Origin of the sequence: Neobacillus piezotolerans, from assembly GCF_003362805.1 — a bacterium.
GTDB lineage: Bacteria > Bacillota > Bacilli > Bacillales > Cytobacillaceae > Bacillus_D > Bacillus_D piezotolerans.
The window spans coordinates 661620-686451 of sequence record NZ_QNQT01000002.1 but is presented as its reverse complement, the minus strand read 5'-3'; the positions used below and the strand labels follow the sequence as shown (position 1 = coordinate 686451).

The 24832-nt window shown below is 43.3% G+C and carries 35 protein-coding genes, 1 riboswitch and 2 other annotated features; of the genes, 12 read left to right on the top strand and 23 right to left on the bottom strand.

Translation table 11 applies throughout. The annotated features are described in order from the left end of the window. Positions 1-83: 83 nt before the first annotated feature. Complete coding sequence (locus tag DRW41_RS08405; RefSeq protein ID WP_115451501.1) at positions 84-785, bottom strand: GNAT family N-acetyltransferase; 702 nt, start codon at positions 783-785, stop codon at positions 84-86. Between the two features lie 118 nt (positions 786-903). On the opposite strand from DRW41_RS08405, the gene DRW41_RS22920 reads away from it, so the two are divergent. Beyond that, positions 904-1071 carry a hypothetical protein gene (locus DRW41_RS22920; RefSeq protein ID WP_181884470.1) on the top strand — a complete coding sequence of 56 codons (168 nt, stop codon included), beginning with the start codon at positions 904-906 and terminating at the stop codon, positions 1069-1071. Between the two features lie 2 nt (positions 1072-1073). Here the strand turns inward: DRW41_RS22920 and DRW41_RS08400 are convergent, their stop codons facing one another. Next, positions 1074-1421: a short-chain dehydrogenase gene (locus DRW41_RS08400; protein ID WP_115451500.1), complete on the bottom strand. Its 348-nt coding sequence runs from the start codon at positions 1419-1421 to the stop codon at positions 1074-1076. Between the two features lie 141 nt (positions 1422-1562). Between DRW41_RS08400 and DRW41_RS23380 the strand changes: the two genes are divergently transcribed. Then, positions 1563-2036 (top strand): hypothetical protein, encoded by a 474-nt coding sequence (locus tag DRW41_RS23380; RefSeq protein WP_245959380.1) that lies wholly within the window; start codon positions 1563-1565, stop codon positions 2034-2036. Positions 2037-2055: 19 nt separating this feature from the next. Here DRW41_RS23380 and DRW41_RS08390 read toward each other — a convergent pair whose 3' ends face one another. The 5 genes from DRW41_RS08390 to DRW41_RS08370 form a co-directional block, all read right to left on the bottom strand. Beyond that, positions 2056-2409 carry a DUF952 domain-containing protein gene (locus tag DRW41_RS08390; RefSeq protein ID WP_115451499.1) on the bottom strand — a complete coding sequence of 118 codons (354 nt, stop codon included), beginning with the start codon at positions 2407-2409 and terminating at the stop codon, positions 2056-2058. Between the two features lie 240 nt (positions 2410-2649). Next, complete coding sequence (locus DRW41_RS08385; RefSeq protein WP_115451498.1) at positions 2650-3243, bottom strand: YdeI/OmpD-associated family protein; 594 nt, start codon at positions 3241-3243, stop codon at positions 2650-2652. A 55-nt stretch (positions 3244-3298) separates the two neighbouring features. Next, entirely contained in the window at positions 3299-3565 is a 267-nt protein-coding gene (locus DRW41_RS08380; protein WP_115451497.1) for a hypothetical protein, read from the bottom strand. A gap of 117 nt (positions 3566-3682) precedes the next feature. After that, positions 3683-4024, bottom strand: coding sequence for a DUF3147 family protein (locus DRW41_RS08375; RefSeq protein WP_115451496.1), 342 nt, complete (start codon positions 4022-4024; stop codon positions 3683-3685). Further along, positions 4008-4427: a MarR family winged helix-turn-helix transcriptional regulator gene (locus DRW41_RS08370; protein ID WP_439330853.1), complete on the bottom strand. Its 420-nt coding sequence runs from the start codon at positions 4425-4427 to the stop codon at positions 4008-4010. The genes DRW41_RS08375 and DRW41_RS08370 overlap by 17 nt, the downstream gene beginning before the upstream one ends. A 133-nt stretch (positions 4428-4560) precedes the next feature. Further along, positions 4561-4781, top strand: a binding site (T-box leader). 42 nt (positions 4782-4823) lie between these two features. On the opposite strand from DRW41_RS08370, the gene argS reads away from it, so the two are divergent. Next, the gene (gene argS / locus DRW41_RS08360; RefSeq protein ID WP_115451493.1) at positions 4824-6509 is read left to right on the top strand and encodes an arginine--tRNA ligase; all 1686 of its coding nucleotides are present in this window, start codon (positions 4824-4826) and stop codon (positions 6507-6509) included. Between the two features lie 116 nt (positions 6510-6625). On the opposite strand, the gene DRW41_RS08355 is transcribed toward argS, so the two are convergent. Next, on the bottom strand, positions 6626-6826 hold the full coding sequence (locus DRW41_RS08355; protein ID WP_115451492.1) for a hypothetical protein: 201 nt from the start codon (positions 6824-6826) through the stop codon (positions 6626-6628). 79 nt (positions 6827-6905) lie between these two features. Then, positions 6906-7442, bottom strand: a complete 537-nt coding sequence (locus DRW41_RS08350; RefSeq protein ID WP_115451491.1) for a GrpB family protein — start codon at positions 7440-7442, stop codon at positions 6906-6908. 338 nt (positions 7443-7780) lie between these two features. On the opposite strand from DRW41_RS08350, the gene DRW41_RS08345 reads away from it, so the two are divergent. The 4 genes from DRW41_RS08345 (at position 7781) to DRW41_RS08330 (ending at position 10829) form a co-directional block, all read left to right on the top strand. Next, positions 7781-8155 carry a GntR family transcriptional regulator gene (locus tag DRW41_RS08345; protein WP_115451490.1) on the top strand — a complete coding sequence of 125 codons (375 nt, stop codon included), beginning with the start codon at positions 7781-7783 and terminating at the stop codon, positions 8153-8155. A gap of 4 nt (positions 8156-8159) precedes the next feature. Continuing rightward, complete coding sequence (locus DRW41_RS08340; protein ID WP_115451489.1) at positions 8160-9020, top strand: ABC transporter ATP-binding protein; 861 nt, start codon at positions 8160-8162, stop codon at positions 9018-9020. A 41-nt stretch (positions 9021-9061) separates the two neighbouring features. Then, the gene (locus tag DRW41_RS08335; protein ID WP_115451488.1) at positions 9062-9712 is read left to right on the top strand and encodes an ABC-2 transporter permease; all 651 of its coding nucleotides are present in this window, start codon (positions 9062-9064) and stop codon (positions 9710-9712) included. Between the two features lie 319 nt (positions 9713-10031). Then, entirely contained in the window at positions 10032-10829 is a 798-nt protein-coding gene (locus tag DRW41_RS08330; protein WP_115451487.1) for a DUF2935 domain-containing protein, read from the top strand. 53 nt (positions 10830-10882) lie between these two features. Here DRW41_RS08330 and DRW41_RS08325 read toward each other — a convergent pair whose 3' ends face one another. Beyond that, complete coding sequence (locus tag DRW41_RS08325) at positions 10883-11347, bottom strand: NUDIX domain-containing protein (RefSeq protein WP_115451486.1); 465 nt, start codon at positions 11345-11347, stop codon at positions 10883-10885. Positions 11348-11475: 128 nt separating this feature from the next. Here DRW41_RS08325 and DRW41_RS08320 point away from each other — a divergent pair, with 128 nt between their 5' ends. Continuing rightward, positions 11476-11784, top strand: coding sequence for a hypothetical protein (locus DRW41_RS08320; RefSeq protein ID WP_245959379.1), 309 nt, complete (start codon positions 11476-11478; stop codon positions 11782-11784). Positions 11785-11876: 92 nt separating this feature from the next. Next, positions 11877-12407 carry a hypothetical protein gene (locus tag DRW41_RS08315; protein ID WP_181884469.1) on the top strand — a complete coding sequence of 177 codons (531 nt, stop codon included), beginning with the start codon at positions 11877-11879 and terminating at the stop codon, positions 12405-12407. Positions 12408-12454: 47 nt separating this feature from the next. Here the strand turns inward: DRW41_RS08315 and DRW41_RS08310 are convergent, their stop codons facing one another. Together DRW41_RS08310 and DRW41_RS08305 are read right to left on the bottom strand one after the other, a co-directional pair. Then, positions 12455-13027, bottom strand: a complete 573-nt coding sequence (locus tag DRW41_RS08310) for a GNAT family N-acetyltransferase (RefSeq protein WP_115451484.1) — start codon at positions 13025-13027, stop codon at positions 12455-12457. A 33-nt stretch (positions 13028-13060) separates the two neighbouring features. Further along, complete coding sequence (locus tag DRW41_RS08305) at positions 13061-13780, bottom strand: DUF5694 domain-containing protein (RefSeq protein ID WP_115451483.1); 720 nt, start codon at positions 13778-13780, stop codon at positions 13061-13063. 155 nt (positions 13781-13935) lie between these two features. Between DRW41_RS08305 and DRW41_RS08300 the strand changes: the two genes are divergently transcribed. After that, positions 13936-14655, top strand: coding sequence for a DUF4386 domain-containing protein (locus tag DRW41_RS08300; RefSeq protein ID WP_115451482.1), 720 nt, complete (start codon positions 13936-13938; stop codon positions 14653-14655). 3 nt (positions 14656-14658) lie between these two features. Here DRW41_RS08300 and DRW41_RS08295 read toward each other — a convergent pair whose 3' ends face one another. The 5 genes from DRW41_RS08295 to DRW41_RS08275 form a co-directional block, all read right to left on the bottom strand. Next, positions 14659-15243 carry a Crp/Fnr family transcriptional regulator gene (locus DRW41_RS08295; RefSeq protein WP_115451481.1) on the bottom strand — a complete coding sequence of 195 codons (585 nt, stop codon included), beginning with the start codon at positions 15241-15243 and terminating at the stop codon, positions 14659-14661. Positions 15244-15283: 40 nt separating this feature from the next. After that, positions 15284-15685: a GNAT family N-acetyltransferase gene (locus tag DRW41_RS08290; RefSeq protein ID WP_115451480.1), complete on the bottom strand. Its 402-nt coding sequence runs from the start codon at positions 15683-15685 to the stop codon at positions 15284-15286. A 218-nt stretch (positions 15686-15903) separates the two neighbouring features. Beyond that, positions 15904-16269, bottom strand: a complete 366-nt coding sequence (locus DRW41_RS08285) for a YybH family protein (protein ID WP_115451479.1) — start codon at positions 16267-16269, stop codon at positions 15904-15906. Positions 16270-16351: 82 nt separating this feature from the next. Beyond that, the gene (locus DRW41_RS08280) at positions 16352-16666 is read right to left on the bottom strand and encodes a DMT family transporter (protein WP_115451478.1); all 315 of its coding nucleotides are present in this window, start codon (positions 16664-16666) and stop codon (positions 16352-16354) included. After that, positions 16666-17007 carry a DMT family transporter gene (locus tag DRW41_RS08275; protein WP_115451477.1) on the bottom strand — a complete coding sequence of 114 codons (342 nt, stop codon included), beginning with the start codon at positions 17005-17007 and terminating at the stop codon, positions 16666-16668. The genes DRW41_RS08280 and DRW41_RS08275 overlap by 1 nt, the downstream gene beginning before the upstream one ends. Before the next feature lie 69 nt (positions 17008-17076). Then, a riboswitch (guanidine-I (ykkC/yxkD leader) is annotated at positions 17077-17174 on the bottom strand. Between the two features lie 163 nt (positions 17175-17337). Between DRW41_RS08275 and DRW41_RS08270 the strand changes: the two genes are divergently transcribed. Beyond that, positions 17338-18156, top strand: a complete 819-nt coding sequence (locus DRW41_RS08270; RefSeq protein WP_115451476.1) for a VOC family protein — start codon at positions 17338-17340, stop codon at positions 18154-18156. 98 nt (positions 18157-18254) lie between these two features. Further along, positions 18255-19022, top strand: coding sequence for a helix-turn-helix domain-containing protein (locus tag DRW41_RS08265; protein WP_245959378.1), 768 nt, complete (start codon positions 18255-18257; stop codon positions 19020-19022). An 88-nt stretch (positions 19023-19110) separates the two neighbouring features. Here the strand turns inward: DRW41_RS08265 and DRW41_RS08260 are convergent, their stop codons facing one another. The 6 genes from DRW41_RS08260 to DRW41_RS08230 form a co-directional block, all read right to left on the bottom strand. Next, positions 19111-19575 (bottom strand): hypothetical protein, encoded by a 465-nt coding sequence (locus DRW41_RS08260; protein WP_115451475.1) that lies wholly within the window; start codon positions 19573-19575, stop codon positions 19111-19113. Positions 19576-20338: 763 nt separating this feature from the next. Continuing rightward, on the bottom strand, positions 20339-20944 hold the full coding sequence (locus tag DRW41_RS08250) for a YdcF family protein (protein ID WP_115451474.1): 606 nt from the start codon (positions 20942-20944) through the stop codon (positions 20339-20341). A 28-nt stretch (positions 20945-20972) separates the two neighbouring features. Continuing rightward, positions 20973-21536 carry an NUDIX hydrolase gene (locus DRW41_RS08245; protein WP_115451473.1) on the bottom strand — a complete coding sequence of 188 codons (564 nt, stop codon included), beginning with the start codon at positions 21534-21536 and terminating at the stop codon, positions 20973-20975. Between the two features lie 32 nt (positions 21537-21568). Continuing rightward, positions 21569-22102 carry a hypothetical protein gene (locus DRW41_RS08240; protein WP_115451472.1) on the bottom strand — a complete coding sequence of 178 codons (534 nt, stop codon included), beginning with the start codon at positions 22100-22102 and terminating at the stop codon, positions 21569-21571. A gap of 165 nt (positions 22103-22267) precedes the next feature. Then, on the bottom strand, positions 22268-24205 hold the full coding sequence (gene thrS / locus DRW41_RS08235) for a threonine--tRNA ligase (protein ID WP_115451471.1): 1938 nt from the start codon (positions 24203-24205) through the stop codon (positions 22268-22270). 44 nt (positions 24206-24249) lie between these two features. Further along, positions 24250-24505, bottom strand: a binding site (T-box leader). 109 nt (positions 24506-24614) lie between these two features. Then, on the bottom strand, positions 24615-24827 hold the full coding sequence (locus tag DRW41_RS08230; RefSeq protein ID WP_115451470.1) for a hypothetical protein: 213 nt from the start codon (positions 24825-24827) through the stop codon (positions 24615-24617). Positions 24828-24832: the final 5 nt, after the last annotated feature.

Genomic DNA, 24832 nt, shown 5'->3' with positions numbered 1-24832 from the left:
GAAACTACTTTTTTACAACCTGTTAAATTGTTCCGCAGTTAACTGACGTATTCTATATAATATTGGTTTCTGAATTAACCGATTCACTGCTTATCTAATAACTGTTTAATAACTTGGTCAAAAGGAGGGACGCTTCCATATTGGCCTGGATTGTCCTTTGCTGTTTCCTCGAATAATTCGTTTAACTTCCGCTCCGACTCTTCACCTGGCAGTTCAGCCAATGTCATAAACCGAATGCCTGACTCCTCTGCTTTTTCCACTGTACCTGAAAAAGCAGTAACATCAAACTCGTTGACATGCAGCTCTAGGTCATAAATGTGAGCGTCCATCGTAAAGCCCCGCTTTTTGACAAAAGGAAGTGAACCGTCAATCCAATCCATTACGATTGATACAAAAACCGAAGCCTGATGGTCGTTGGCCCATTTTTCAATATGGGAAAGAATCATTTCCCCTACGCCCTGCCCGCGGAATTCGGGGTGAACACAGAAGACGCTGCCCACCTGGCCTGGATCCACCCAAGGAGCCCTAAAACAAGCGCCGTATCCAATAATTTTGCCCTTTTCGGTCTCAGCGATAACCCTTGTTCTCCCCAAGCCAGCAAGAAGGCCATTTTCATCCAGTTTCAGATTGGAGGCCGAAGGGATTTGCCGGTCCTCCTCTTCAAGCGCCGTGGCTGAATTGGAACCTCGTTCAATTATGTTAAGAAGGGCCGCAAGCTGCTCGTAATCATCAGGAATCCGGATTTCCCGAAGTGTTGCAGTTTGAATAAGTTTTTTAAAAGACATCCATTTTCACCTCAATTCATCGTGAAAAATTGTACACTTATATTAATTTTCAACAATTTATGGGGAATCTCCTTTAATCGATGGTAAAATTGAGGAAAAGGCTGAGGAGGATATTGATATGGTTAGTATAATGGGATTTGCGTCTTTAATAATCACGCTCGGAGTTCCTATAGCGGTAATTGTTCTCGTGGTTTCGGTTTTAAAGATTAAAAGAAACACCGAAATTCAGGTGGAACAAAACAAAAGGATTATTGAGTTGCTTGAAAAAGTGGACAGGAAGGAATAAGCCTAAACCCCGTAGTGAATCATATATTTCTTTTCCTTGCTTGCTTGAATAATCTTGGCGGCTAATTCAGCAAGATTTGTTGACTTTTTAAAATACCTTGACGCCGAAACAACATCATAAAAAAGCGACAGAGAATCTGGCGGAATGATCGTTATCCCGCAATAAGCCAAACCAAATTCCGGCCGATCTAGCGAGTGGAAATAGGTTTTCATACCAGCCAGCTCATTGGCCATTGACGCGATGATATCATCGTGAACGGATATGCAATTGTATGTATCAGGGTTGTATTCTTGATAATTTCCCTGCTTGTCGAAAACATCTATTATTCCAAACTCGTGTACACAAGCCACCGTTTACTCCCCCCTTCTCCACAAAATTTTCAAGTCCATTCTTCCCCAATGCTATTACCTTAAATTGGTATAAACCACCACTTTGCACCATGCTATTATAATAGAATAAACGCAGTGTAAATGGAAAGCGGATGTGAAGAAATGAGAATATATCGGATTTCATTGCTGGCAATCAGCGTGTTTATGGTGTTTGGAATAGCGTGGTTCGGTTTGGGCATTTTTGCATTATTTCAAAAGGTTACCGCAGGCCTTTTACTTACGTTAAGTTTTCCTCTCTTATTCATCGCTTACGCCTCATATTTATTACGAAAGCGAATCCAGGGCAACGGATTTTACTGGGACGAAGATGGAATTGTAATTGACCTGAATGGCAATAAGGTTTTCTGGGAGGAAATAGAGAGCATCCGCTATACTAATTACAGAGGGATGAAATCGACAGTCATTTATCCCCATTATACATTCCTTGAGAAAATAAGGGCGCGCCGCAATAAGTGGATGCCAACGACCGCACACTCGATTGAATGGTCTTTTATCGAAAAACCAAAGGAATTCCACAAAAACCTGATGAAAGCCTGGGAAGAAAAACAAGCTTCTAAAGCCCAAATAGATCGCTAGTTTGGCAATTCACGCAAGTTCAAGAAATCAGGTGTTCAAGCTCCTTGTTATAAACAAACTCTCCTTGCTCATTTTTAAAAAAAGGCAGTACTTTAACAACTGAATCCAAGTTTAATTCTCCATAAATATGGGGGTATTCTCTGCCGCAATGATCGTGGTCCTCCCATTTTATTTGAGGTTCCACCTTATCGGATTCAATTAATAGGAGGACCAATGGCTCTTCGATTCCTTTAAAATTGGGTGCCACCCTCCAAAAGTTTTCCACGGAGGAGCAATGAATAAATCCACACGCTTCAATAGATTCTTTCCCATAATATCGATCTGTGTTGACTCTTTCCCATACACTCTCTTTTAAGCAGTGTAAAATTATCATATCCGTTCCCTCCTTGTTTGTTTCGCTTCAAATTGCCCGAATTACTTTAAGAATAAACAAAAAGCCGCCGGTTGGCAGCAAAGGAATTAGAGAAATTTTAAAGGAACGGCGTAGGTTCCAATGTTTTAGTGTCCTTTTTCCACCATTGGGAATCGGGTCCGAAATATATGTGATACTTTTAGGAATTTTTACGATCCTCTATGTATTCCTTCAACACTTTCCAGACAATTCCTTCAGGAACTAATCATTTAAACCCTTTCCGTTCAGAATTTGCTGCGTGTATTTTTCCACACGAGCCACTCTGGTTTTTGGCTGTTTCGCCTGTGAAAAATAAAGTAAGTATGCCCTCTGCCTTCCCGGCGTCAACGCTTCAAAAGCTGTTTTCAAGGCAGGCATTTCATCGAATTTATGCTGGAGTTCTTCCGGGATGATGTATTCTTCAGTCTTTTTAAAATTCACTTCCAGCCCGGTTTTTTCCGCCTCAATCGCTTCAATAATATACTCTTTCAGGATGGGTTCCAGTTCAATTATTTCTTGGATATTGGTAAAACGAATTTGGCGCGCAGCCTGAACATTTTCCGTTTGCTGAATTAAAATCCCGTGCGTATCCTTTAACAACGCTCCTTTTGGAAAAAGAAGCGCGCAATATTCCTTGAAACCATGGATTAAGACGATGTTTTTCCCCTCGAATGTGTAGCAAGGATGCATCCACTTAAAGTCCTCGTCCAGCTCACAGTCAAGCGCGATTCCCCTTAACTTCTTATATTCTTCCTTCCACTTATTTGCTTTGCGTAAAAATTCATCCACCTTAAGATTCAATTTGACATTTGCCATCCAGCGACCCTCCTCTTTTTGCTCTACTTCCTTCGCAGTATAGCCAGTATCCACTCTAGAAAAACACATTAATGGAGAGATAGATACATAGAACGGCTGCAGCGACAAAGATGCCGGAAGTTAAACGATTAAACCAGAACTTTAATCCATAAGCGGTGAAAAATATAGCCGCCGATAGTTTGGATAGGCTTTGGTAAAATACATTCCCTGAAAAAAACGAGCTGCTAAAAAGGATTGAACTTACTAAAGTTGCAATGATCAACACCTTAAACCAAAACGGCTCTTTTAAGAATTGCTTCAGCATAAATTTAATTCTCATCATAATGGTGATTCCCCTTCTTTAAAATCGACGTTTTATTCATACATATGGCAAATAATTAATTGTATCACCGTTTTTTTTTATGCATTCAGCCCAAAGGAACCATCTTGTCTCGTTGCCTTAGCTAGTAAAGTGTTTTACGACTAACTCTTGAGCCAAAAGAAAAATCAGCCAGCCCGCCACTCCAAGTCCTAGTGAAACGAATAAATGAATCGAGTTTTTCAACGCTAGTCCTATAATGACTAACATGACAACTGTCGATGGAATACCCCATACTACCCCTAATGCAAATTTGCTTAGTTTCTCAATGTGTTCGCCCTGAAGATATAACCAGAAAATACTCAAAACACTTACAATAGGCAATGCGGCAATAATCCCCCCTTGAACAGGATATCTTCTCGATATTTCCGTGATTACAGCAATAATAGCAGCTGAAACAAAAATCTTAACGATGGTAAACATCAGCTGTTCTCTCCTTTAATAATGAAAATGCCTCAAGGATGAGTTGCCTTTCGTCACTATTCATATGGTCAAATAATATTTGCTCAAGCTTTTCCTCGTCAAGGCTGGAGTGCCGGTGTAATAACTCCATTCCTAGGTCAGTAAGCCTCAAAATCACCTTCCGCTCATCCTCAGTGCTTCTGGTTTTGTACACATACTTCTTTTCTATTAATCGTTTAATATGTTCAGAAGCCGTGTTATGGGACACTTGTATGGCAGTTGCTATCTCTTTAATCCCCACTTCATTTTCTTTTTGAATCACTTGCAGAATTCTGATATTTTGGTGGGTAAGTTTTTCCTGGTGGTTATAGCGCAACAGATAGTATATATCCGTCCATAGTTCATTTATCTTTTTAATTTCCATATCCATATTCACCTCTATATATCGCTCTTTCAGAATATATCTTATACTACGATATTTCTAACAAAGAATCAAATAAAAGGAAATCAACCTGTTGCAAATTTCAAATAATTGGCTATACTATTGATAACAAAATATAAAATCGATGATGAAGAGAGTAGTTGTTTTGCCGAAAGAAGCGAGCCGGGGATGGTGGAAGCCTGGCATGAGGCGGATAATGAATCGCACTTCGGAGATGCTTTCCTGAAAACGAGTAGGGATGGCCGGGGATTGCCCCGTTACAAAGTTGAGTGGTTTTTTCATTGAAAAAACAAGCAGAGTGGTACCACGGGTTTGATTCCAACTCCCGTCTCTTTTAGTAGAGGCGGGAGTTTTTTATTTTTCCGGGAGGGGATCGGGATGAAAAATTTTAAGGACAGTTTTGCGGATGTTCTTTTTGAAGCGCTGGACGGACATTTGGATAAGCAGAAAATCAGTTTGATGATTGAGAAGCCGAAGTTCGAGCATATGGGTGATTTGGCGTTCCCTTGCTTCGAACTGGCAAAGATTTTACGAAAATCGCCGCAAGGCATTGCTGCAGATTTGGCTGGAAAAAATGGCTCGCCATTTTTTGAAAAGATTGAAGCTGCGGGCGGATACGTTAACGCGTTCCTCGAAAAGGGAATCGTTACAGCAAGTGTCATCCGGCAGGTCCTTACTGAAAAAGAAGCGTACGGGGATGCAAATTTGGGCAACGGACAGGCGATAACGATCGACTTGTCTTCGCCCAATATCGCGAAGCCTTTTTCGATGGGCCACCTGCGCTCGACGGTGATCGGGAATGCCCTTGCGCTGATTTCCGAAAAATGCGGCTACCGGGCGATCCGGATCAACCATCTCGGCGACTGGGGAACCCAATTCGGCAAGCTCATTGTCGCCTACAAGCTGTGGGGCAATGAGGAAAAAGTGAAACAGCAGCCAATTAAGGAATTATTGAAGCTGTATGTCCAATTCCATGAGGAGGCCGAAGCTAATCCGGAGCTTGAGGATATGGGGCGCCAATGGTTTAAAAAGCTTGAGGACGAGGACGGCGGAGCCCTTTCGCTATGGAAATGGTTCCGGGAAGAATCGCTCAAGGAGTTCTCCAAGATTTATGATTTGCTTGGAATTAGGTTTGATTCGACGAATGGCGAAGCTTTTTACAATGATAAAATGGACCGCGTTGTCGAGCTGCTTAAAGAAAAGAAGCTTCTCATCGAATCGGATGGCGCCCAGGTCGTTCAGCTCGAGGACCTTCCTCCCTGCCTAATAAAAAAGAAGGACGGCACGACCCTTTACGCAACACGTGATTTGGCTGCTGCCATTTACCGCCACGAAACGTACGGATCCGTTCAGTCGCTGTACGTGGTCGGGAATGAGCAGTCACTCCATTTCAAACAATTGTTTTCCGTTCTGGAGAAGATGGGCTTTACATGCGCAGGCGGATTGGTGCACATTCCGTTTGGAATGATGCTGAAGGATGGTAAGAAAATGTCGACCCGGAAAGGGAAAGTCGTTTTGCTGGAGGAGGTTTTGCATGAAGCCATTTCCTTGGCACTCGAGGACATCCTGAAGAAAAATCCGGACCTACCCGCGAAGGAGAAAGTTGCCCGCCAGGTTGGCACCGGGGCTGTGATTTTTCACGACCTGAAAAATTTCCGGATGAATGATATTGAGTTCTCATTGGAAGACATGCTACGCTTTGAAGGCGAAACCGGGCCGTATGTCCAATACACCCATGCCCGCGCCGCCTCGCTTTTACGAAAAGGGAAGTTTGCCGGGAGCAGCGGGGATATTCAGCTTGAGGACCCGGAAGCATGGCCGGTCGTTACAGCCTTAATGGCCTTCCCGGAAGCGGTGAAACGCGCTTTCGCTGAATACGATCCTTCGCAAATCGCCAAATACGTCATTGAATTATCGCGTGCGTTCAATAAATATTACGCCTCGGTCCGGTTCCTGGAGGAAAGCAGCCAGAAGCAGGCTCGCCTGTCGCTGGCCTATTCCGTCACGATTGTCCTGAAAGAAGGGCTTCGGCTGCTGGGGATTGAGGCGCCGAAGGAGATGTAAGGTTAGAAAAAGGAAATGCTCAGGTGGCTCTGAGCATTTCCTTTTTTAGTGCAGGTCAATTTCATTAAGAAGCATTTTATAAAAGGAGTAAACTACCCCTAGTTGGTTGGCATTTGTCAGCCGCCTTCGATACAAGTGGATGTTGAACTTCCAACCGCAGCGTTTAATTCTTTAAGAAGTAAAGAAAGGGCATTCCCTTCAACGATTTCCTCTAAACTTTGTTTCGTCAAAGGGATGTTATGTTTTTTGAAAATAGATGCCATCTCTCCCCAAACATCCACAATTCCAACCGGTGACATGTTCGCTTGTATGACCATTTTTGCTCCCCCTTTGTTTCGATTTTACTACTTCGCCTCCCAAATAGCCCCTGGTTGATTTATATCTGATTATAATAGTCTAGTTTGTGCTATTGCTCATGGCAAAGATTTTTTTAACAAAGGCTTCTTTATGGTCCGTGTATTCGTTGATTCCTTGTGAAGTCTGCTTGGTATACTCTAGTTTCAGCTCTTCGTATTCCCTTTTCGACTCTTCGTTCGAGTTTAGATAATCGCGGAAAAAGATGAGGTGGTTCCAAAGCTCGCCGCCGAAATCAACAAGATGGATGAAATGGGTTTTTACCTGGTAGCTGTTATCCGTAAATTTCGCAAAGACGATTTCGTTCGGCCTTTCCACACGAAGCCGGTAAAAGCCCGCGTTCTGCAAGCCTTTGGCTAGCGAATCGGAAACGGATGAATAGTCGCCGATCCCAACGAGAATGTCAATAATCGGCTTCGAGTGGATTCCAGTGATCGCTGTGCTTCCGATATGCTCAATTTGATTGTCTTGTAGATTGGTATGCTGCATAAGGTTCTTTTTCACCTTGGCAAATTCCTTCTTCCACTCGGGATCATACGGCACAACTCGTACTTCATTCGATTTTAGTCCCAGTTTCATAGCCATCCCTCCTTTTTCCCTTATGGTAACTGGAATAGGTGGCTATTTGCAGTCTGAAAATTGATTTTTTGTTGTGGTAAAATAGAAGTAGAAAAATTTGTGTTGACACTACCCGCCAGGGGTTCCAAAGCCATTGTCCTATAGTTACCCCGCAATTTTCTATATTTTTCGCCCCTTGAACGCTCTTAAAACTAGGAGCGTTTTTTAATGGTCTACTTTAGCTGCTTTTAAATGAAGCCTCTCCCCTCCCTTTCTAAAAAATCCACAATTTCGACAAGGATTTTTAATAAACAACTGTATATAATGGATATATACAGTTAATACGATTGGGTGTTGTAATGGATATTATACTTTCAAATAACTCAGATTTACCCATTTATCAGCAAATAAAAAATCAAATGATTCAACAAATCATGAAAGGTGACCTTAAAGATGGAGAACAGTTGCCTTCCATACGCAACCTTGCCAAAGAGTTAAAAATAAGCGTCATTACAACAAAGCGGGCTTATGATGATTTGGAAAAGGAAGGGTACATTGATACGGTTATCGGAAAAGGAACGTTCGTCTCCGTAAGGGGGAAAAACATGCTAAAACAAAAACAGTTCGAAACAATCAATGGCAAATTGAAGCTGATTGTCAAAGACTGCAAACAATATGACATTCCCTTACATGAAGTGCTGGAAATGATCAAAAAGCTGTACGAGGAGGAATGAATCGATGGAGAATATTTTGGAGCTGAACCAGGTTAGCAAGGAGTATAATGACTTTTCTTTAAAAGAGGTAAGTTTTTCGCTTAAAAGAGGATATATTATGGGTTTCATCGGGCCAAATGGATCAGGCAAGAGTACAACAATCCGTTGCATTATGGACCTTGCCCATATTGATGCTGGTGAGGTTAAACTGTTTGGAACTACATATCGGGAAAATATGAAAAATCTAAAGAAGAGAATTGGCTTCGTTTATGACACAGATGTATTCTTTGAGGATTTGTCTGCCGAAAAAAACAAAAAAATCATTTCTTCCTTTTATGATTCATGGGATGATGAATCCTTTTACCGTTACGCTAAAGACTTTCAGGTCCCACTTGATAAGCCTATAAAAGCACTCTCAAAAGGGACAAAAATGAAATTTTCGTTAGCAGTCGCCCTTTCCCATCAAGCGGAGTTGATTATATTGGACGAACCTACATCCGGACTTGATCCTGTATTCCGAAAAGAATTACTGGATATTTTATTGGACGTGATCCAGGACGAGAGTAAAGCCATTTTTTTCTCAACCCACATTACAACCGACCTGGAACAAGTAGCTGATTATATTACTTTTATTCTGGATGGTAAAATTATTGCCTCGGAAGAGACTGAGACTCTATTGGAGAACTATGTTTTAGTTAAAGGACCGAAAAGTTTGATTGGCAGTATAAAAGATCTTCAGCCCATTATGGTAAAAGAATCTCCCCTTGGATTTGAAGCCTTTTTAAAGAGTGATAGCTTAAATGAATTGGAATTGGATTTTGACTGGAAAGTTGAGCAGCCTTCTTTAGAAGAATTGATGTACTACTTGGTAAAGTCGTCCAGATAATAGTTCAAACAAATGGGTTCCAGGAAGGGAGATCGTTTAATATGCTTCAGCTAATGATAAAAGACCTTTATATTCAAAAGAAAAGTGCTTATTTTGCCCCGCTCCTTCTGCTTGGTTTTTTCCTATCAAAACAAAAGGAAGTCAGCATGGGGAATGCTTCTATCGAAAATGTTGTTTTTGGTTTAAGTGTTGGCTTTATTGCCTATTTTATGACGATGTACTCTAACTTCAATACAGGGGAAAGCGAACGGCTGCAAAATAGGTTGATCCTCAGTCTTCCGGTAAGCCGTTGGGAAGTCATCCAAGCAAAATATTTGATGATAGCTGTGTGGTGGGTAATTTCCTATATTACTTATTTTATTTTAATTTTCCTTTTAAACTATGTTTTCAATCTTTTACCTCAACTTTCGATTGGGCTTCATGGTACACTTCTATCGTTTTGCTTCGCCTATCTTTTGTCATCCGTTTTCTATCCCATTCACTTTAAGTTTGGGTACAGAACTTCAAGTTTAGTTGGAATCTTACTATTTTTCCTTATTACAAGCAGCCTTGGCAAACTACTGGGCACGAATTCGGGTATTTCTATTGTTCTGCAAAACCATCCAATTCTTTCAATTGCAATTGTTTCCTTAGCTGTATCCTCTTTATCATACTTTTTGTCAGGGAAAATTTTTGCTAAGACTGATTTTTGATTAGTTCAGGGGATTAATTGACTGGGAGGCTGAGGTCAGAGCATGGGTTATAAAACCGTTTTTTTCTATTTGATTGGATTCATCTTGTTAGGGACGGCTTTTCTTAATGCCAAGGCCCAAAGCTATTCAGCAATTTTTCCATTAATCTGTTCGATTATTTTTTTCCAAAGAGCTTTACGTAGTAAAAATGACAAATAATGTTTTTACTTTCAGAAGGACAGTAACTGTATTAAAAACGGGTAATCCCCGAAAAATCATAACCCCTAAAAACAAGGAATACACATTTAAAAGGCTTAGGATTTTTTAAGGGGGGACCGTAATGGCTGTTGATTTTCAAATATCAGCAATGGATGAACATCTGTTTTGGCTTCAAATCTTAGGCGATCATTCGCGGTTTATATTCGAAGCGCTGGCGCCCGTCCAAAAAAGGGAGATTGAAGAGTCTTCAAGATTTATACAGGTATTTGATATCCTTCTCGCTCAGGCGCGAACATCCGATCCAATGCAGCTTGCAGCCACAGCTGAAGCCGAGGCGCTCAGGCTGCGGGAATTCAAACTTGAATTATTGCGGGAACATCTTGCCGGAAAAATAAAAATCCACCTTTCCCCCACCTTCATTAATCATATGGTTAATGAACTTGAGGAATATGTGAGAATTCTTAAGTATTTAAGGGCAGGCCAGGTTCCTCCAGTATTCCATGAAGTTCACCATCACCTACTTTGGCTGCTGGACGCCGCTGGACACTCGGGTGCGATTTCATCCAATTTGGACAGCGTCGAGAAACGGCTTAAAAAGACAAGCGACACCTTCACGATGCACTTTGAACAGTTTTACCTAAAGGCAGTTGAAATGGCTGGCTATTTACGTTCGAACTTGACGGAATTCCCCGCGTTGGCCAGGTTCAATTCGGAGGCACAGCTGGAAATCGTTTTATTCCAGCAATTTTTAGAGGAAATTGAGGAGCTCCGGTTATCCAAGGAAGCACTCGGAACATTTGCCCCGCTGATGGCGGACCACATGTTCCGTGAAGAATGCTATTACTTAACGAAACTTAGCGAATCCGCAAATCTCGAAAGGCCAAATTGCGATCCTGCAAAACCGCGGCTAAAAGAGTGAGAGAAACTAAAAGGGCTGAGGAAAAATTTATCCTCAACCCTTTATAAATTCATCTAGTTTATATCCCCCAAATACACCGGAGACTTTTCGTTTCTGGCAAGTTTGATTATGTGATGTCTAAGTTCTTTTGGATATACGTTATAGTGGAAAATATCATCGATTGGCAGCCATACGACATCAATCTGATTTTCGTCCGGGTTCGCCGGCAATTGGTTGAGGTATACCCCATCTACCAGTTTACAAGCGAAATAATATTCGACTTGATGAATATCAGAATGCTTTGAAGAAAATTCATGGTTCTTTCCTATGTATTCCCGGATATACAGCAGTTCCCCGATTTCGGCAGGCTGGCCAATTTCTTCTATACACTCTCTTACTAGTGCTTCATGAAGGGTTTCACCGTGATCCTGTCCGCCCCCGGGAAAGAGATAATAATTCCCCTCTTCATCGTGTTTCTTTATCAGTAAAATCTTTTCATCCATGATAATTACCGCTTTAGCTGAGTTTCTAACATGCATGCGCAATCCCCCTAATTCACATTACTCCCGTAAACCGCCTCTTCATTTTACATTATTCGGAAGAAAAACAGGCGAACGAAAGGATTTATTTTACAAATACCGAATATGTTGAGAAGGAGGTGTGTTTTTTGTTAAAAACGAAGGTTGGAAAGGGTTCGGTTTTCGGGCTGGTTTTTGGCCTCATTTTAATTGCATCATTGCTGACAAACCCCACAATGAAGGACTACATTGCATTTGACCGGCAGGAAACCGGGATCCCAATCCCTGACTCAATCCGGATTGAACGGATTAATTTCTTTGTCTTTTCTACTTACGCACCAGCTCCAAAAAACACTAAAGACGAATACGGTATCGTCCACTTGGGATTCATGGGCCACTTTTTCCAAATCTCAGAAGGCCAATACGACTATCCAGGCTGGCTCCGGCTGTATCGATAAGTTCGGAAATTTTTGCCACATGTTCACTCATCACAACGTCTATTTAGTAAGAGGTGATGAGGATGAGAAGATTGTTCTGACTTATAGCTATTTTGCTTTTTGCGGGATCGTTTTGGATTGGCGGGCCAACTCAAGTCGCGGCTTGTTCCTGCGCAGGACCGCAGCCTGTCGAAACGGAATTTCAAAACAAAACCGCGGTGTTTTCAGGGAAGGTACTTAAGATTGAAGACAGGAACTTCAACCTGCTTTCACAGTCCTCGGCTGACCCGCTTACCGTTATTTTCGAAGTAAAATCAGTCTGGAAAGGCCCGAGTGAGAGCCAATTGATTGTGACTACTGCGAAAAGCACTGCCAGTTGTGGTGCGAATTTAATTGAAGGAAACGAATATATGGTTTATGCATCAGGAAATCTGGGCGACTTGAAAACTGGCTTATGTGACCGGACTGAACTTTTACAAAATGCCACTGAGGACCTGCAGATTCTTGGGCCGGGGAAAACACCTGCAAAAATAGTTGATCTGGAACATAGCGGTGCGGGAACATCCAAATGGATTCTGGGGAGCGGGCTTGTATTGCTGCTCGCCATCCTATATGTTTCTTTTAAAAGGCTTCGTATAAAATAATCAGAAAAAAACCTTCGTATGCGCGCGAAGGTTTTTGTTTGGGAAAGTTATAGATTGAGATACCATATAAGTTGAACTTCTTCTCTAACGTTAGGATCGTGAATGTAAGCATATTCGTCTATTTTTCCTAACTCCGCGCCGTGTTTTTGGTAAAACTTACACGCTGGTACATTATTATTTTGGCATTCGATTTTCATTTGGCTAAACCCTTTTGATTTGGACCATTCAACTGCCATGTTAAACAGGGTTGTGCCGAGACCTTGTTGCTTATATTGATCCTCCACCCTTATATCCCATAGCACAGCAAGGTCCTCCCTGCCATCAAGCATATGGACATCCTTTGTTTTTGAAGCAACCGTTACTGCACCAACAGGCCGTTCATTATCGAATGCCATGAAGAACGCCCAATTTGTTATGTCAAATTCTTGCGTATATTGTGTTGCTTTCTCAAATACTCCTAAATCTTTTATATATTCTTCAACCGGGGTTTCTTTTAGCAATATTCCGCCCAAACCATTTTCTATCTTTTCCAAGCTAAATATACTTCTAACATGGACGAGCATTGGAATCGTATCATATTTATCAAAATATGATTCATCTATCTCCTTATATGTGATCACCTGTTCACCTCAACACTAATCAAAATTGCTTTATTACTCCAAGTACCTGTAGGATAGATACCTTAATGGTTCTGCAATCTCGCACATTCCGCTTTCTTCGAGAAACTTGGTGATGATCGAGCTATGGGAACAGCCGACAATGAACAAAATCCTCTCGCTGTCGGTACTCATTAATCGGGTTAAATTGGAAAAAATGATTAAGTTCCTTTCATACCACCAGCTTAACCAGTTCATGCCTACATAATTGTTGAATTCGCCAATACGCGCCATATTTAGATACATCTTATGTACTTTGGCAAGCCATACAGGGTCATTAAGCTCCCGGTAATACTCAAGGACACTCTTTTCGCTTGATAGTTCCGGCAAAAAAATACCATCGTAAATTTCCTTATGCAGTTCAGGCTGGTTTTCTTTTCCCCACTGATCAACTTCCCCATAGCCCATCCGCGATTTGCCCATCCAATCCACCGCATAAAGCTGATCATGCCTAAGCCTCGAAGCAATCCGGAAGCCAATCTGATCAATTTCATTCAGCTCCAAGGAAAACTGCCCCGCCATAAACTCCTGATATTGTCGATTCAGTAGGCCGTTCTTTTCGGCGGTCATTTCCACTGCGATTTTCGTTGGCTGGAATTCGATTAATTTGGCTGCAACGTCCTCAATTTCAGCTTGCCGTTTTTTTGAAAATAATTCTTCATGCTCGCTCATGTGGAAACTGCCAAGTACAAGGACAGTGGGTTTGGATTGTTCCATCGATGGCACTCCTTTCATTTTTCGAATGAGCAGACTCGGCATGACTGGTTTGCCTTAAAGTGATGATTTCCTTTTTCGTCCTTAACTTAAGTCAATGAAAGTTTTACTTTCTCCCCTTAAAATGAGGTGAAAATGAATAAAAGGGAGTTTATGCTATGTATAATAGTGTTTTTGAACGCTCGCCTCAGCGAAAAGCCGCTTTGGCTGCAGGCACCGGGCTTATTATCATGTGTTTCGCTGCATTTTTTTCATATGGCCTTGTTCTTGGAAAGCTGGTGTCCGAAGGAGACGCCGGCGCAACGTTTCAGAACATTATATCCTCACATGCATTTTTCAATTACGGGATATTGGGATGGCTCATCGTTCTGGTGTGTGACATCGTGGTAGCATGGGGTTTTTATATTTTTCTAAAGCCAGTAAATAAACATCTATCCTTGTTAGGCTTATTGTTGAGGCTAATTTACACAGGTATATTGGGCATTGCGGTTGCCAATTTGGTGCAAATCTCGATTCTTACAAATGGTCCGCTTACCTATTCCTCATTGGACATTCAGCATCTCAAAGCATTTGTAATGCTATTTTTAAAAGCATTTCAATCGATGTGGTCGATTGGCTTAATTATTTTTGGCGGGCATTTATTGATAGTGGGCTTCATAACGTTCAAATCAGGAATTGTGCCTAGAATCATTGGCATCCTCTTGTTGGTTGCTTCAATCGCTTATATAAGCATTCATTTTAATTATGTGTTCCTGCCGCAATTAAACGGGATTACAAAAGTTATGGAATCGATTCTAAGTGTGCCAATGTTTCTCGGAGAAATAAGTTTCGGTGTATGGCTCTTGGTGAAAGGCGGGAAAATTCCCAGGAGTGGATGATAATTATTTATCTGTTTTCATTCGTTTTTTGATTCTGCTTAACGACTCTGGGGTCATTCCAAGAAAGCTGGCCAATTGATGCTGGGTTACCCGGTCAATCAGCTGTGGCCGATTCCTTAGGATTGCTTTGTAACGTTCTTCAGGAGAAGAATGCATAAATTCAGCGAATTCATCCTGTGCTTCCCTTAGGTTTGCCTCCATCATCTTGCGCACCAATGTCTCCAATTGCGAGTAGCTGGTGAACATCTCCTTTTCAACAGCCGGATCACCAACTACGAAAAGGGAATCTTCTAAACACGTTAAAGAGTATTTCGACGGCACATCTTGGTTTCCTTCAGTAAAAATTGGAATGGCTTGTTCTTCGATATAAAAATTCGTTGTAACCTCTTTCCCTGTTTCGTCTATCAAATACTGCCGGACGCATCCCTTTAAAACGAAATAACATTTTATCTTTGGCATGTCTCCCTGCCTTAGAAGATACGCGCCTTTTTTGTAATTCCTGGTTTCGATACGTCCATAAATCTCCTGTCGTTGTTCGTCGCTGAGAGACGTAAATTCAGCAATATACTTCATCAATATGCTCTTCATCGTACCCTCCTTTCTTTTAAAAAAATGCGTTTAGGCTAATCTATCTTTTAATCAAATGCATGACGTTTTGCGATTTGCTGTGCCTGAAGTTGTTTTTCTCATAAAAAGGAATGAGGTGTGGTTCGCAAAATAAGCTGATGACGTCAATATGGGCGAGGATTTCCAAAAGCCTGGATACAAGCTGTGTCCCAATCCCATCACGTTGATAGGCTGAATGGATAACAACGTCCTCGATATACGCCCTGAATTTCCCGTCCGCGACGGCGCGGGCAAACCCAATGAGTGCTTCCCCGTCCCATGCTCCCACGGATGGCCCGCTCGCAAGCATCAGCTCAATATCGCCCTCTTCCCTTTCCCGCCACCATCCAGCATCCCGGTAGAGCCGCATCACGTCCGCAGCCTTAATTGACTTTTCGGAGTTAGTTAAAATTTGAATACTCATGGCTCGTTTTCCTCATTTGCTAGTTTGATAATTTGGATGGCCTACAAAAGGACCCAGAGCAAGACCGTTCTACCTCTTAAAATCTATAGAAACGGTCTTTAGAACCTGGATAAAAACCGTTTCACCTCTTAAAATCTTTCAAAACGGTCTTGAAATCAGGTTGGCACTCTATAACTACTTAAACCAGGTGTAAACGAAAACCGCTTTTTAAAAAAGCTTTAGTTCGGGCTAAGATGCTCGTGGATTAGTTTCCATTCCTGGTTGGCATCTTTTACGAAAACATTGGTTACCCGGCCGCTGCCGGAAGCAAAGGTTCCGTTGTAATATCCCTCGTAGTGATACCGGTAAATGCAGGTGGCTGAGTTGGCGTCAACGGCGAGCCAATTGATATCGGACGCGGAGTATACCTCATCCTTGATTAGATTCCATGAATTTTCAAAATATGCCTGTATATCGCTTATCGATGTGCAGGTTTTATCCGAGAACCAATAAACCGCTCCTGGATGCAGAAGTTTCTCAACCTGGCTAAAGTCATGCGTGTTTGTTGCCCGGATATAATTTTCCAAAGCCTGTTCGTGGCCCATTGAAATCATCCCTCCATTAGCTATCTATTAAGGAATTTTCAGATAATCCTATCTAACCATATGGAGGAATTATTTTCCACGATTATGAAATGAGTTTCAGCCCTATTGCGGATCCTAGTACCATTGAAATGCAGACAACCCGCTTCCAGTCTTTTGATTCCCCGTAAAAGAACATCCCTAAGAGCGCCCCGCCTGACGCGCCGATTCCAGTCCAAATCGCATAAGCCGTCCCCATCGGCAAGGTTTTCATCGCATACGATAAAAACAGGAAGCTGGCACCGAACCCTAGAACCAACAAGACCACCGATTGCCAGTTCCGTTTTTGGTTAAGCCTATTCATCATGGCAACGCCAAACATTTCAAAAAGCCCCGCAAAAATCAATGAAATCCATGCCATTATGATTCCGCCTCCTCTTTCCCGCTGCCGCCTGTGACCAACTTTAAGCCAACGACTCCGGCAAGCAAAATGACAATCAATAGGATTTTAGCCACCTTAAATGGCTCTCCAAAGATTACGATATCGGATATAACCGTTCCCGCGGTCCCAAGGCCGACGAACACAGCATAAACCGTTCCCACGGGCAGATTCCGGCTCGCCTCGATCATGAGGTAAAAACTTATCGCTATCGCCACAACGGTTCCTGTCCATTCCAGGAATCCATCCGCATGTTTCAATCCAATCACCCATGCTACCTCGAATATGGCGGCAATAATAACTTTCGTCCAGTTTGAATTCATCTTTCTCACCTTCCTTGTAGCATTTAGTTCAGAAACACAAAAAACCCGAGAGATTTACTGTAAACAGTTATCTCCCAGGCTTTTGTCCCTCCGTGGCACAGCATTGGCTGTGAGTTTTCTCTCGGACCAGGCTAACATGATGTTACGGAACCCTAGAAAACATTTTTTATACAATTAGTTTTCATTATACATACCTATCAATTTTACACAAGATGAAATTCCTGGTAGATTGGCTTGAAATTTCTTAAAACTTCTTGACCTTAAAGTAACTTTAACCTTTAGAATAGGAGTTGGAAGATGTTACCGATACACTTATAAGGGGTTGAAGTGATGGTTTTTAGATGGGATGGCGGGTTTATTATGGTTTCGTGGGATAGTTTTGAGGACGGTGTTACCTGGTATACCAAACATATGGGGTGGACGTGCCTGGACCAGGTTGTGAGCCCAGTCGGGAAAAAAGCCTTTCTTAAAATGCCGCGGCTTGGGGTTGTAACGCTTAAATCGTTTGAGGCTGATTTCGAGCATTTTAAATCAGACAGTTCCTTTGAAGGGCATACAAGGATTGGGTTTGAAGTTGTGAATCTGAAGGAAACCTTGGCATATTTCGAAAGGGAAGGAATTAAGGTCTCATCAATGACAGAATTGCCGACGGGGCAGATAAGTTTTGATATTTTCGGCTTTGAGAACTCAAGGATAACCGCTGTACATAACCCTTCCCTTGAAGGTCAATTCCTAGAAGCGCGGATTACAGGTTTCAGCGATGTGAACCTGAGGATTGGAGTCAGGGATATAAAGAAAGCGGTGGCCTGGTATGAAGAGAACCTGGGGTTGAAATTTGTAAAACAATATGGCTGTGATTATGCGCACCTACAAGTAGAGGATGCCTATGATTGGATTCAGCTTTCTGAAGTGTTTTACGATAATATTTGGCTTGAGCGCATTGAGGACGCTTCTTTTGAAAAAGCAAACCCTTCCGTACGGAATTATTTTGATGTCCGTCCTGAATTGTTCTTCGAAACGTATAATCAGCTGAAGGAAAAAGGGCTGGAACCCTCGGAAATCGCCGGTAATCCGAATTCAGGCTGGGCTGGCTTCCACTTTTTTGATCCGGACGGAAACCGGATCAATATTTGGTCGTATCCTGCCTAAGTCCATCTGCTGTTCTCAATGTATAGCCCGACAAGTGAATGTTGCGGCCATTTTGCGAGAGATAACTTGGATGCATACCTTGATGGAGGTGAACGGGTTTGGCGATAACCATACGGAAATTTTCCGAGCGGACCGGGCTTTCACCGAGCACACTCCGGTTCTATGACCAGAAAGGGTTGCTCGTGCCTGCCGGGCGGCTCGAGAATGGCTATCGGGTTTACTCCGAGGAACAGGTGCATCAAGCCCACATTATCCATTCCCTCCGCCTTGCTGATATCAGCATTGAGGACATTCATACGTACATGGACGCGGATGAGGAAAAAAGACAGCATTTGCTCTCCGGATGGAGGTTGGAAGTCGATGAGAAGCTTGCTTCCCTGCAGGTTGCAAAACAATATTTGCATGGAATGAATGCCAAGGAGCAGCATATGCAGTTGGTGAAGTGGGACGAGCAGCCGACGTTCATTTGGTTCCGGCATACTGTCAAAAGGCAAACGAACCCTTTCCAGTCTGCCATGCTTTCCGATATGGATAAAATAAAGCAACTTGGACTTAACGTTCGGCCTGGAATCTACCTTCGGACACTCGATTCCATTGGCGATTCCATGACGGGAGAAGTAGGGTTTATTTTAACAAAAGTGCCTTCCCTCGCGCCCTACGGCGGAGACATATATGTTGAAAAACTGAAGCCAACGGTCTTTGCCACATTGGATTGCAGTGTCAATGATCCGTTCATCTGTTTCCAGTTCATGAGGCAGGTTTACCGGTTCGGGTTCAAGACCCAAGGGGCCAAATTGGAGAAATTCGAATCTCCCTATGCACCTACATTTCGGTATATGATTCCCGTTTTGGCGGGGGAAGGATAATGGATGTTTCCAACAAGCTTTCTGAGAGACTCCCCACAATAAAAAACTGCCGGCAACCTTGTTGGAGGGTTGCCGGCAGTCTTAAATTTCACTTCATACTTAAAGCAGTCTTAATGAACTCTTCTTTCCCCAGGTCCCTTGTTCCTCTATAGTCAATTGAGTATTCCACTTTGCCTTTTGTCCAGCTGAACATTTGGATGTCATCTGCGCCGACGGTGAAATAGGCGGGAGTGCCATCCGGTAATGAAAGGGTTTCATCCCAGCCCGCTACATTGTTCCACCCTAGTTTGCTTGTCGCCCAAACAATAATGGACTCATTTTGATTTTCGTAGATCAGCTGCACCCTGTTGAAGCCGATGACCTTGGCATACGATTGTTCCGCCTCAATTGGGAGATAGGCGGGCGGTTCCACCTTGAAGAGTAAACCCGCAGCTGATATAGGAATCTTCACAACATAAAAAACTACCCCCAGAGTGAAATAGCCTACAAGAAGAACTGTGAGGACATTCCTAATTTTGTTTGAAATCACGAACCTTCTTTGAATGGAGTCCATTTTTAAAACCTCCTTAACCGAGGTTACTCATTTATCCTAATTTTACCATAATATGTAGTTACCTTCACACAAAACCGTTTCAAAGATAGAAACGGCTAATTTAAAGTTTATGCATTTTAGCCAGCCTGAAAAATTCTCTCCGCAAAACTTTTGCTCACAAAAAAACCCCCTAAACGGGGATTAATTATTATCGTCTATGACAGTACCTAAAAACATAATATATTCTTGTATCAGCTCTTTGTACTGAGGGTCGGAGCACCTTTCAAGGTCTTGTGACAGCCTGCTGATTTCTCTTCTTAGCAATTGTTGTTCATGTTCGTGCATGTCGCTCGCCTCACTGAAGTTTCTCACATTCAGTCCTATTTACCCGACATACCAAGATGCTAAACCGATTTTTCCCGCAAATTCCAACATTTTTTTAAAAAAGATTGGCCATACAGAACCGGCCTTCTTTTTGGCTGGTTAATTTTCAAGAACAGTCATTTTGATGGCTCCCTAAACAACTTTTGCGAAAAGAAATAAGCTAATGTGGCAATAAACAGGATGCCTAGAAAAAAGAAACTGGACGGTCTCGCAAACAGCACTTCCCCGTTTAGGCTGTTGCTTACTAAATATAAATCAGGCGTGTAAAGCGCTGTTAGGACAGAACCTGAGATCACCTCGAAAAACATATACAAGAGAATAAAGCTAATAAGAAATGCAATGTACCTTTTAATTTTTGTCCACTCCACTCTATTAATGTAGGATATTTTTTAAACGAATTTTATAAATCCACGTTTTCATCGTTCAGAACCCCGAGTTTTACATAGTGTATTAGTTTTTGGGCTTCGGTCTCGACCCGGTTTCTCCCGATGTCACTGAGGAACCAGTTATCGTCATTTGTATTGTTATCCTTAACGGGGCACAACGTATAACCGATCCACGGCGGCATGTATGTTTTCAACGTCAGGTGCATCCGCCGCATGTGGTAGGCGGTCGTGACAACCAGGAGCCGGTTTATTTTGTGCAGGTAAAACGTACGATCCAATGTTACCAATGAGGCGAGCACGTTTTCCTTTGTGTGGAGCGACTGGTCCTCAACCAATATATCCTCTTCCGGAACCCCGAGCGCGAGTGCTTCATTTTTCAGCATAATGGCTTCCGGAAAGTCGGTGCCCGGCCACGTTACCCCTCCCGAAAAAAGAATTTTGCCGGCCCTGCCTTCATTATAAAGCTGCACCGCTTTTGGCAGCCTGTACTGGACAGCCTTATTGCTCCCAGCCACAAAAATGCAGTCTCCTCGTTCGCCATCATCCTCAATGCCCCCGAATAGCACGTTCGTCAACTGACTATCCGTCAGCGTTCCCGCATCTAATTTTGAGAGAAACATATCCTTTGCCACCTCTATGTATTTTAATCTATGAAGACACTAACCTCGGACTTGCAATATAATCCATCGCCATATAATAGGCACTCGCGGTAAATAGCTGGGTTTTGATTTCCCCCGCTCGGATCAGCCTGCCGAAATCGTTTAAATCAACGAGCATAACCTGGATCTCTTCTGTGCTATCCAAGGTTTGTACGGATGCTTGATAGGCGCCCTGGATCAGGTAGGTTATTATTTTATTTGTTTGGGTTGCGGGATTGACCATGTATTCCCCTAACTTAACAGGCGCGGATTTTGATGCAAAACCGGTTTCCTCCCTAATTTCCCGAAGGATTCCTTCTTCATGCGTTTCGTTTTCTTCAACTTTGCCGGCGGGTATCTCCAGGAAGAAGTCATTCCCCGCGTGGCGGTATTGTTTAACAAGGACGATTTTGTTGTCCTCGGTTATAACTACGGCATTCACCCAGTCGGCGTATTCATTTACATAATAATCTTTGATAACAATTCCGTTTGAAAGCTGACATGTGTCCTTCCGCAAATTGCCGAATGGCGTTTTGTAAAAATACTCAGACGCTATGGTTTTCCACTTTTTCACTTACTATCCATCCCCTATTCTTCCTAAACAACTTACTCCTCCAACACTGGCACCGAGATTTCTTTTCTGCCTTGCAAGACAACGAAATTTCTCATGTTCTCCGAAGCATCTTTTTCAATTCCAATCACAAAAGTTCTTGGTGAGGCATCAGTTGTACAGACTCCACTTGCGGCCGCAAGCCTGATCGCTAACTCTTCTCCCGCAGCCCGGATAGCGGCTTCTTCAAACTTATAAGGGCAGCTGCCTGATTCATAGGTGCCAATGAAAATGACAGCTTTCTTTGAAAAATCGATAGCCGGAATTCTAGCTGAATCTAGCCCGAAATAGCTCCACATCTTTTGGTAGCCAATTTGATTGCCTACTTTTTTCACCAAATATTTATTACCTGGATGATTTTCGTTCTGAAAGGAGATCTCTTCGAAATTGGCGGGGAGACTATTACCGGATGCAAGCAGGTTGATGTGTTCCCCTAGACTCACAGGGTTTGTGGGCCCATTTTTCAAAAAAGTAAAAAGAACCGCGATTATGGCCGCAATCCCTATACTGGACAGGAGCCATTTTTTCAAAGAGACCGCCGCCTTTCATTGTTTCTCATATTCGCGTTCTTCGTTTCCATATTATTGGATACTCAAATTATCACATTTCGCCTAATGGTTTGCCAAGTTTTGAAATATGCCCTAACGATCTTGAAGAAAATGCGCCAATCCCAAAGGATCGGCGCACACAACCAATTATACAAGTTCACCCGCTGGCTCTTCATTTCTGAGGGAGCGTTCCTTGATTTGCCGGACAATGTTTTCTTTAAACACTTCGAACGGAAGGCTTTCGGAGCTTTGCTCACCGTATTTCCGCACATTCACGGCGTTATCGTTCACTTCCTTGTCGCCAATCACGAGCACATACGGGAGTTTCTGCATTTGTGCCTGGCGGATTTTGTAGCCAAGCTTCTCCCCGCTTCCGTCCACTTTTACCCTAACCCCTAGCTGCTTCAATTCTGACTGGATCTGCAAGCAGGCATCCAGGTGGACTCCTGAAACAGGGATGATTTGCGCCTGGACCGGAGCGAGCCAAACCGGGAAGGCGCCGGCGAAATGTTCGACGAGGATTCCGAAGAAGCGGTCGATGGAGCCGAAAATTGCGCGGTGGATGACGACGGGCCGCACCTTTTCGTTCTTTTCGTTGATGTACGCCAAATCAAATTTCTCTGGCATCTGAAAATCAAGCTGGATTGTCGCGCATTGATGGCTCCGCTTCAAGGCGTCCTTTATATGAAAATCGATTTTCGGTCCGTAAAACGCCCCATCGCCTTCGTTCAAATGATACGGGATTTGCAAGTTTTCAAGCACCCGCTTCAAAGCGGCCTCGGAAACTTCCCAGAGCGCATCTTCGCCGAGTGAGTCGTCCGGGCGAGTCGACAGTTCCACCGAATAATCGAATCCGAAAGTCCTGTACACCCGGTCAACAAGCTTGAACACTTTCTTGATTTCATCCTCGATTTGGTCCTCGCGCACGAAAATGTGGGCGTCGTCCTGGCAAAAAGTCCGGACGCGCAGCATGCCATTCAGCGCGCCGCTGTATTCGTGGCGGTGGACCTGGCCAAACTCGGATAAACGCACAGGCAAATCGCGATAGGAGTATAGATTGTTTTTAAAAATCAGCATATGGCCGGGGCAGTTCATCGGCTTCATCGCGAATTTTGTCCCGTCGACCTCTGAAAAGTACATGTTTTCATGGTAGTGGTCCCAGTGGCCCGATTGCTCCCAGAGCCGCTGGTTCATCATGAACGGAGTCCGGACCTCACTGTAATCGGCGCCGTATTGGAGCTCGCGCGAGAAATTCTCCAGTTCATTGCGAATAATTTGCCCATTCGGCAGATAGAACGGCATTCCCGGCGCTTCCTCGGAAAACATGAACAGTTCCAGCTGCTTCCCAAGCTTCCGGTGGTCGCGCTTGGCCGCTTCCTCAAGGAAATTCAAGTACTCATCCAGTTCCTTTTTCTTTTTAAAAGCAACGCCGTAGACTCGTTGAAGCACTTCCTTTTCGCTGTCGCCGCGCCAGTAAGCGCCGGAAACGCGTGTCAATTTGAACGCTTTTACGAAGCCAGTAGACGGAAGGTGCGGGCCGCGGCAAAGATCAACGAATTCTCCCTGCTCATAGAGAGTTATTTTTCCGCCGGGAGGCAGGTCCTTCAGAATTTCCAGCTTGAACGGCTCGCCTTTTTCCGAAAAAATTCTTTCCGCTTCCTGATAGGAAACCTCATGGCGCTTGATTTCCAGGTTCTCTGCGACAATACATTCCATTTCTTTTTCAATCGCGAGTAAATCTTCGGGGGACAGGCTCCGTTCAAGCTTCATGTCGTAGTAAAATCCGTCTTCAATGACAGGCCCGATGCCAAGCTTCACTTCGCTAAAAAGCCGCTTCACTGCCTGCGCCAAAATGTGCGCCGAAGAATGCCGCAAAATGTGCAGCCCATCTTCGGAATCGAGCGTAATGATCTGAAGCTCCACGCCGTTTTCAAGTATGAAGCTCAGGTCGACGAGCTCGCCGTCCACCTTCCCGGCAATCGCTTGTTTCCCAAGGCTTGCGCTGATTGCCATCGCCGCCTCCCCGACTGATACTCCTTTTGGAAATTCCCTAACGCTTCCATCAGCCAATTTTACGTTAATCATGGTCTTCCTCTCCTTTTTTAAAATAAAAAAACACCCGTCCCTAAACAAGGGACGAGTGCGAATAACCCGTGGTTCCACCCAATTTCCCGTAAGTCAACCTCACCTGTTCGGAACATTTCCATGTACAATGGCGGTAGCTTACGGCTTTGGTGCTTTAACGCAGCATATACGGCATCGGATACTATGGTTCCCCGATGCGGCTCAAAGGCGGTAAATTGTTCTCCTGCGTTAGGAAGTTCGCAGCACCCTTCCCTCTCTGGAAACCGGAAAAACAATTCATGTCCTTTTCATCGCGGTACTTGTATTTTTTGAAAAATAAAAAACACACCCATCCCTTGGCAAGGGACGAGTGTGTTACCCGTGGTTCCACCCAATTTCCCATACGCAAACCTGACCATGTGTTCCGCTTTTAAATGCGGAACATTCCCGTGTAAAGGGACGGCTGCTTACGGCTTTGGCGCTGTAACGTAGCAAAAACGGCATTGGATACTTCAATTCCCCAATGCAGCTCAGTAGGTGGTAAGATACTTTCCTGCGTTAGGAAGTCCCAGCTTTCCTTCCCTCTCTGGAAACCGAAAAAGTACCCCATGCCCTCATCATCGCTTTTGAAATCAGAGTTCATATTGT

Coding starts and splice junctions, on each gene's coding strand:
- DRW41_RS08335 (WP_115451488.1), top strand. CDS start 9,062: ATGCTTCAGCTAATGATAAAAGACCTTTATATTCAAAAGAAAAGTGCT.
- DRW41_RS23380 (WP_245959380.1), top strand. CDS start 1,563: ATGAGAATATATCGGATTTCATTGCTGGCAATCAGCGTGTTTATGGTG.
- DRW41_RS08295 (WP_115451481.1), bottom strand. CDS start 15,243: ATGAAGAGCATATTGATGAAGTATATTGCTGAATTTACGTCTCTCAGC.
- DRW41_RS08380 (WP_115451497.1), bottom strand. CDS start 3,565: ATGATGAGAATTAAATTTATGCTGAAGCAATTCTTAAAAGAGCCGTTT.
- DRW41_RS08355 (WP_115451492.1), bottom strand. CDS start 6,826: ATGGTCATACAAGCGAACATGTCACCGGTTGGAATTGTGGATGTTTGG.
- DRW41_RS08350 (WP_115451491.1), bottom strand. CDS start 7,442: ATGAAACTGGGACTAAAATCGAATGAAGTACGAGTTGTGCCGTATGAT.
- DRW41_RS08405 (WP_115451501.1), bottom strand. CDS start 785: ATGTCTTTTAAAAAACTTATTCAAACTGCAACACTTCGGGAAATCCGG.
- DRW41_RS08305 (WP_115451483.1), bottom strand. CDS start 13,780: ATGGAACAATCCAAACCCACTGTCCTTGTACTTGGCAGTTTCCACATG.
- DRW41_RS08330 (WP_115451487.1), top strand. CDS start 10,032: ATGGCTGTTGATTTTCAAATATCAGCAATGGATGAACATCTGTTTTGG.
- DRW41_RS08270 (WP_115451476.1), top strand. CDS start 17,338: ATGGTTTTTAGATGGGATGGCGGGTTTATTATGGTTTCGTGGGATAGT.
- DRW41_RS08300 (WP_115451482.1), top strand. CDS start 13,936: ATGTATAATAGTGTTTTTGAACGCTCGCCTCAGCGAAAAGCCGCTTTG.
- DRW41_RS08285 (WP_115451479.1), bottom strand. CDS start 16,269: ATGGGCCACGAACAGGCTTTGGAAAATTATATCCGGGCAACAAACACG.
- DRW41_RS22920 (WP_181884470.1), top strand. CDS start 904: ATGGTTAGTATAATGGGATTTGCGTCTTTAATAATCACGCTCGGAGTT.
- DRW41_RS08250 (WP_115451474.1), bottom strand. CDS start 20,944: ATGTTTCTCTCAAAATTAGATGCGGGAACGCTGACGGATAGTCAGTTG.
- DRW41_RS08345 (WP_115451490.1), top strand. CDS start 7,781: ATGGATATTATACTTTCAAATAACTCAGATTTACCCATTTATCAGCAA.
- DRW41_RS08275 (WP_115451477.1), bottom strand. CDS start 17,007: ATGAATTCAAACTGGACGAAAGTTATTATTGCCGCCATATTCGAGGTA.
- DRW41_RS08230 (WP_115451470.1), bottom strand. CDS start 24,827: ATGAACTCTGATTTCAAAAGCGATGATGAGGGCATGGGGTACTTTTTC.
- DRW41_RS08290 (WP_115451480.1), bottom strand. CDS start 15,685: ATGAGTATTCAAATTTTAACTAACTCCGAAAAGTCAATTAAGGCTGCG.
- DRW41_RS08340 (WP_115451489.1), top strand. CDS start 8,160: ATGGAGAATATTTTGGAGCTGAACCAGGTTAGCAAGGAGTATAATGAC.
- thrS (WP_115451471.1), bottom strand. CDS start 24,205: ATGATTAACGTAAAATTGGCTGATGGAAGCGTTAGGGAATTTCCAAAA.
- DRW41_RS08390 (WP_115451499.1), bottom strand. CDS start 2,409: ATGATAATTTTACACTGCTTAAAAGAGAGTGTATGGGAAAGAGTCAAC.
- DRW41_RS08370 (WP_439330853.1), bottom strand. CDS start 4,427: ATGGAAATTAAAAAGATAAATGAACTATGGACGGATATATACTATCTG.
- DRW41_RS08325 (WP_115451486.1), bottom strand. CDS start 11,347: ATGCATGTTAGAAACTCAGCTAAAGCGGTAATTATCATGGATGAAAAG.
- DRW41_RS08385 (WP_115451498.1), bottom strand. CDS start 3,243: ATGGCAAATGTCAAATTGAATCTTAAGGTGGATGAATTTTTACGCAAA.
- DRW41_RS08375 (WP_115451496.1), bottom strand. CDS start 4,024: ATGTTTACCATCGTTAAGATTTTTGTTTCAGCTGCTATTATTGCTGTA.
- argS (WP_115451493.1), top strand. CDS start 4,824: ATGAAAAATTTTAAGGACAGTTTTGCGGATGTTCTTTTTGAAGCGCTG.
- DRW41_RS08280 (WP_115451478.1), bottom strand. CDS start 16,666: ATGGCATGGATTTCATTGATTTTTGCGGGGCTTTTTGAAATGTTTGGC.
- DRW41_RS08260 (WP_115451475.1), bottom strand. CDS start 19,575: ATGGACTCCATTCAAAGAAGGTTCGTGATTTCAAACAAAATTAGGAAT.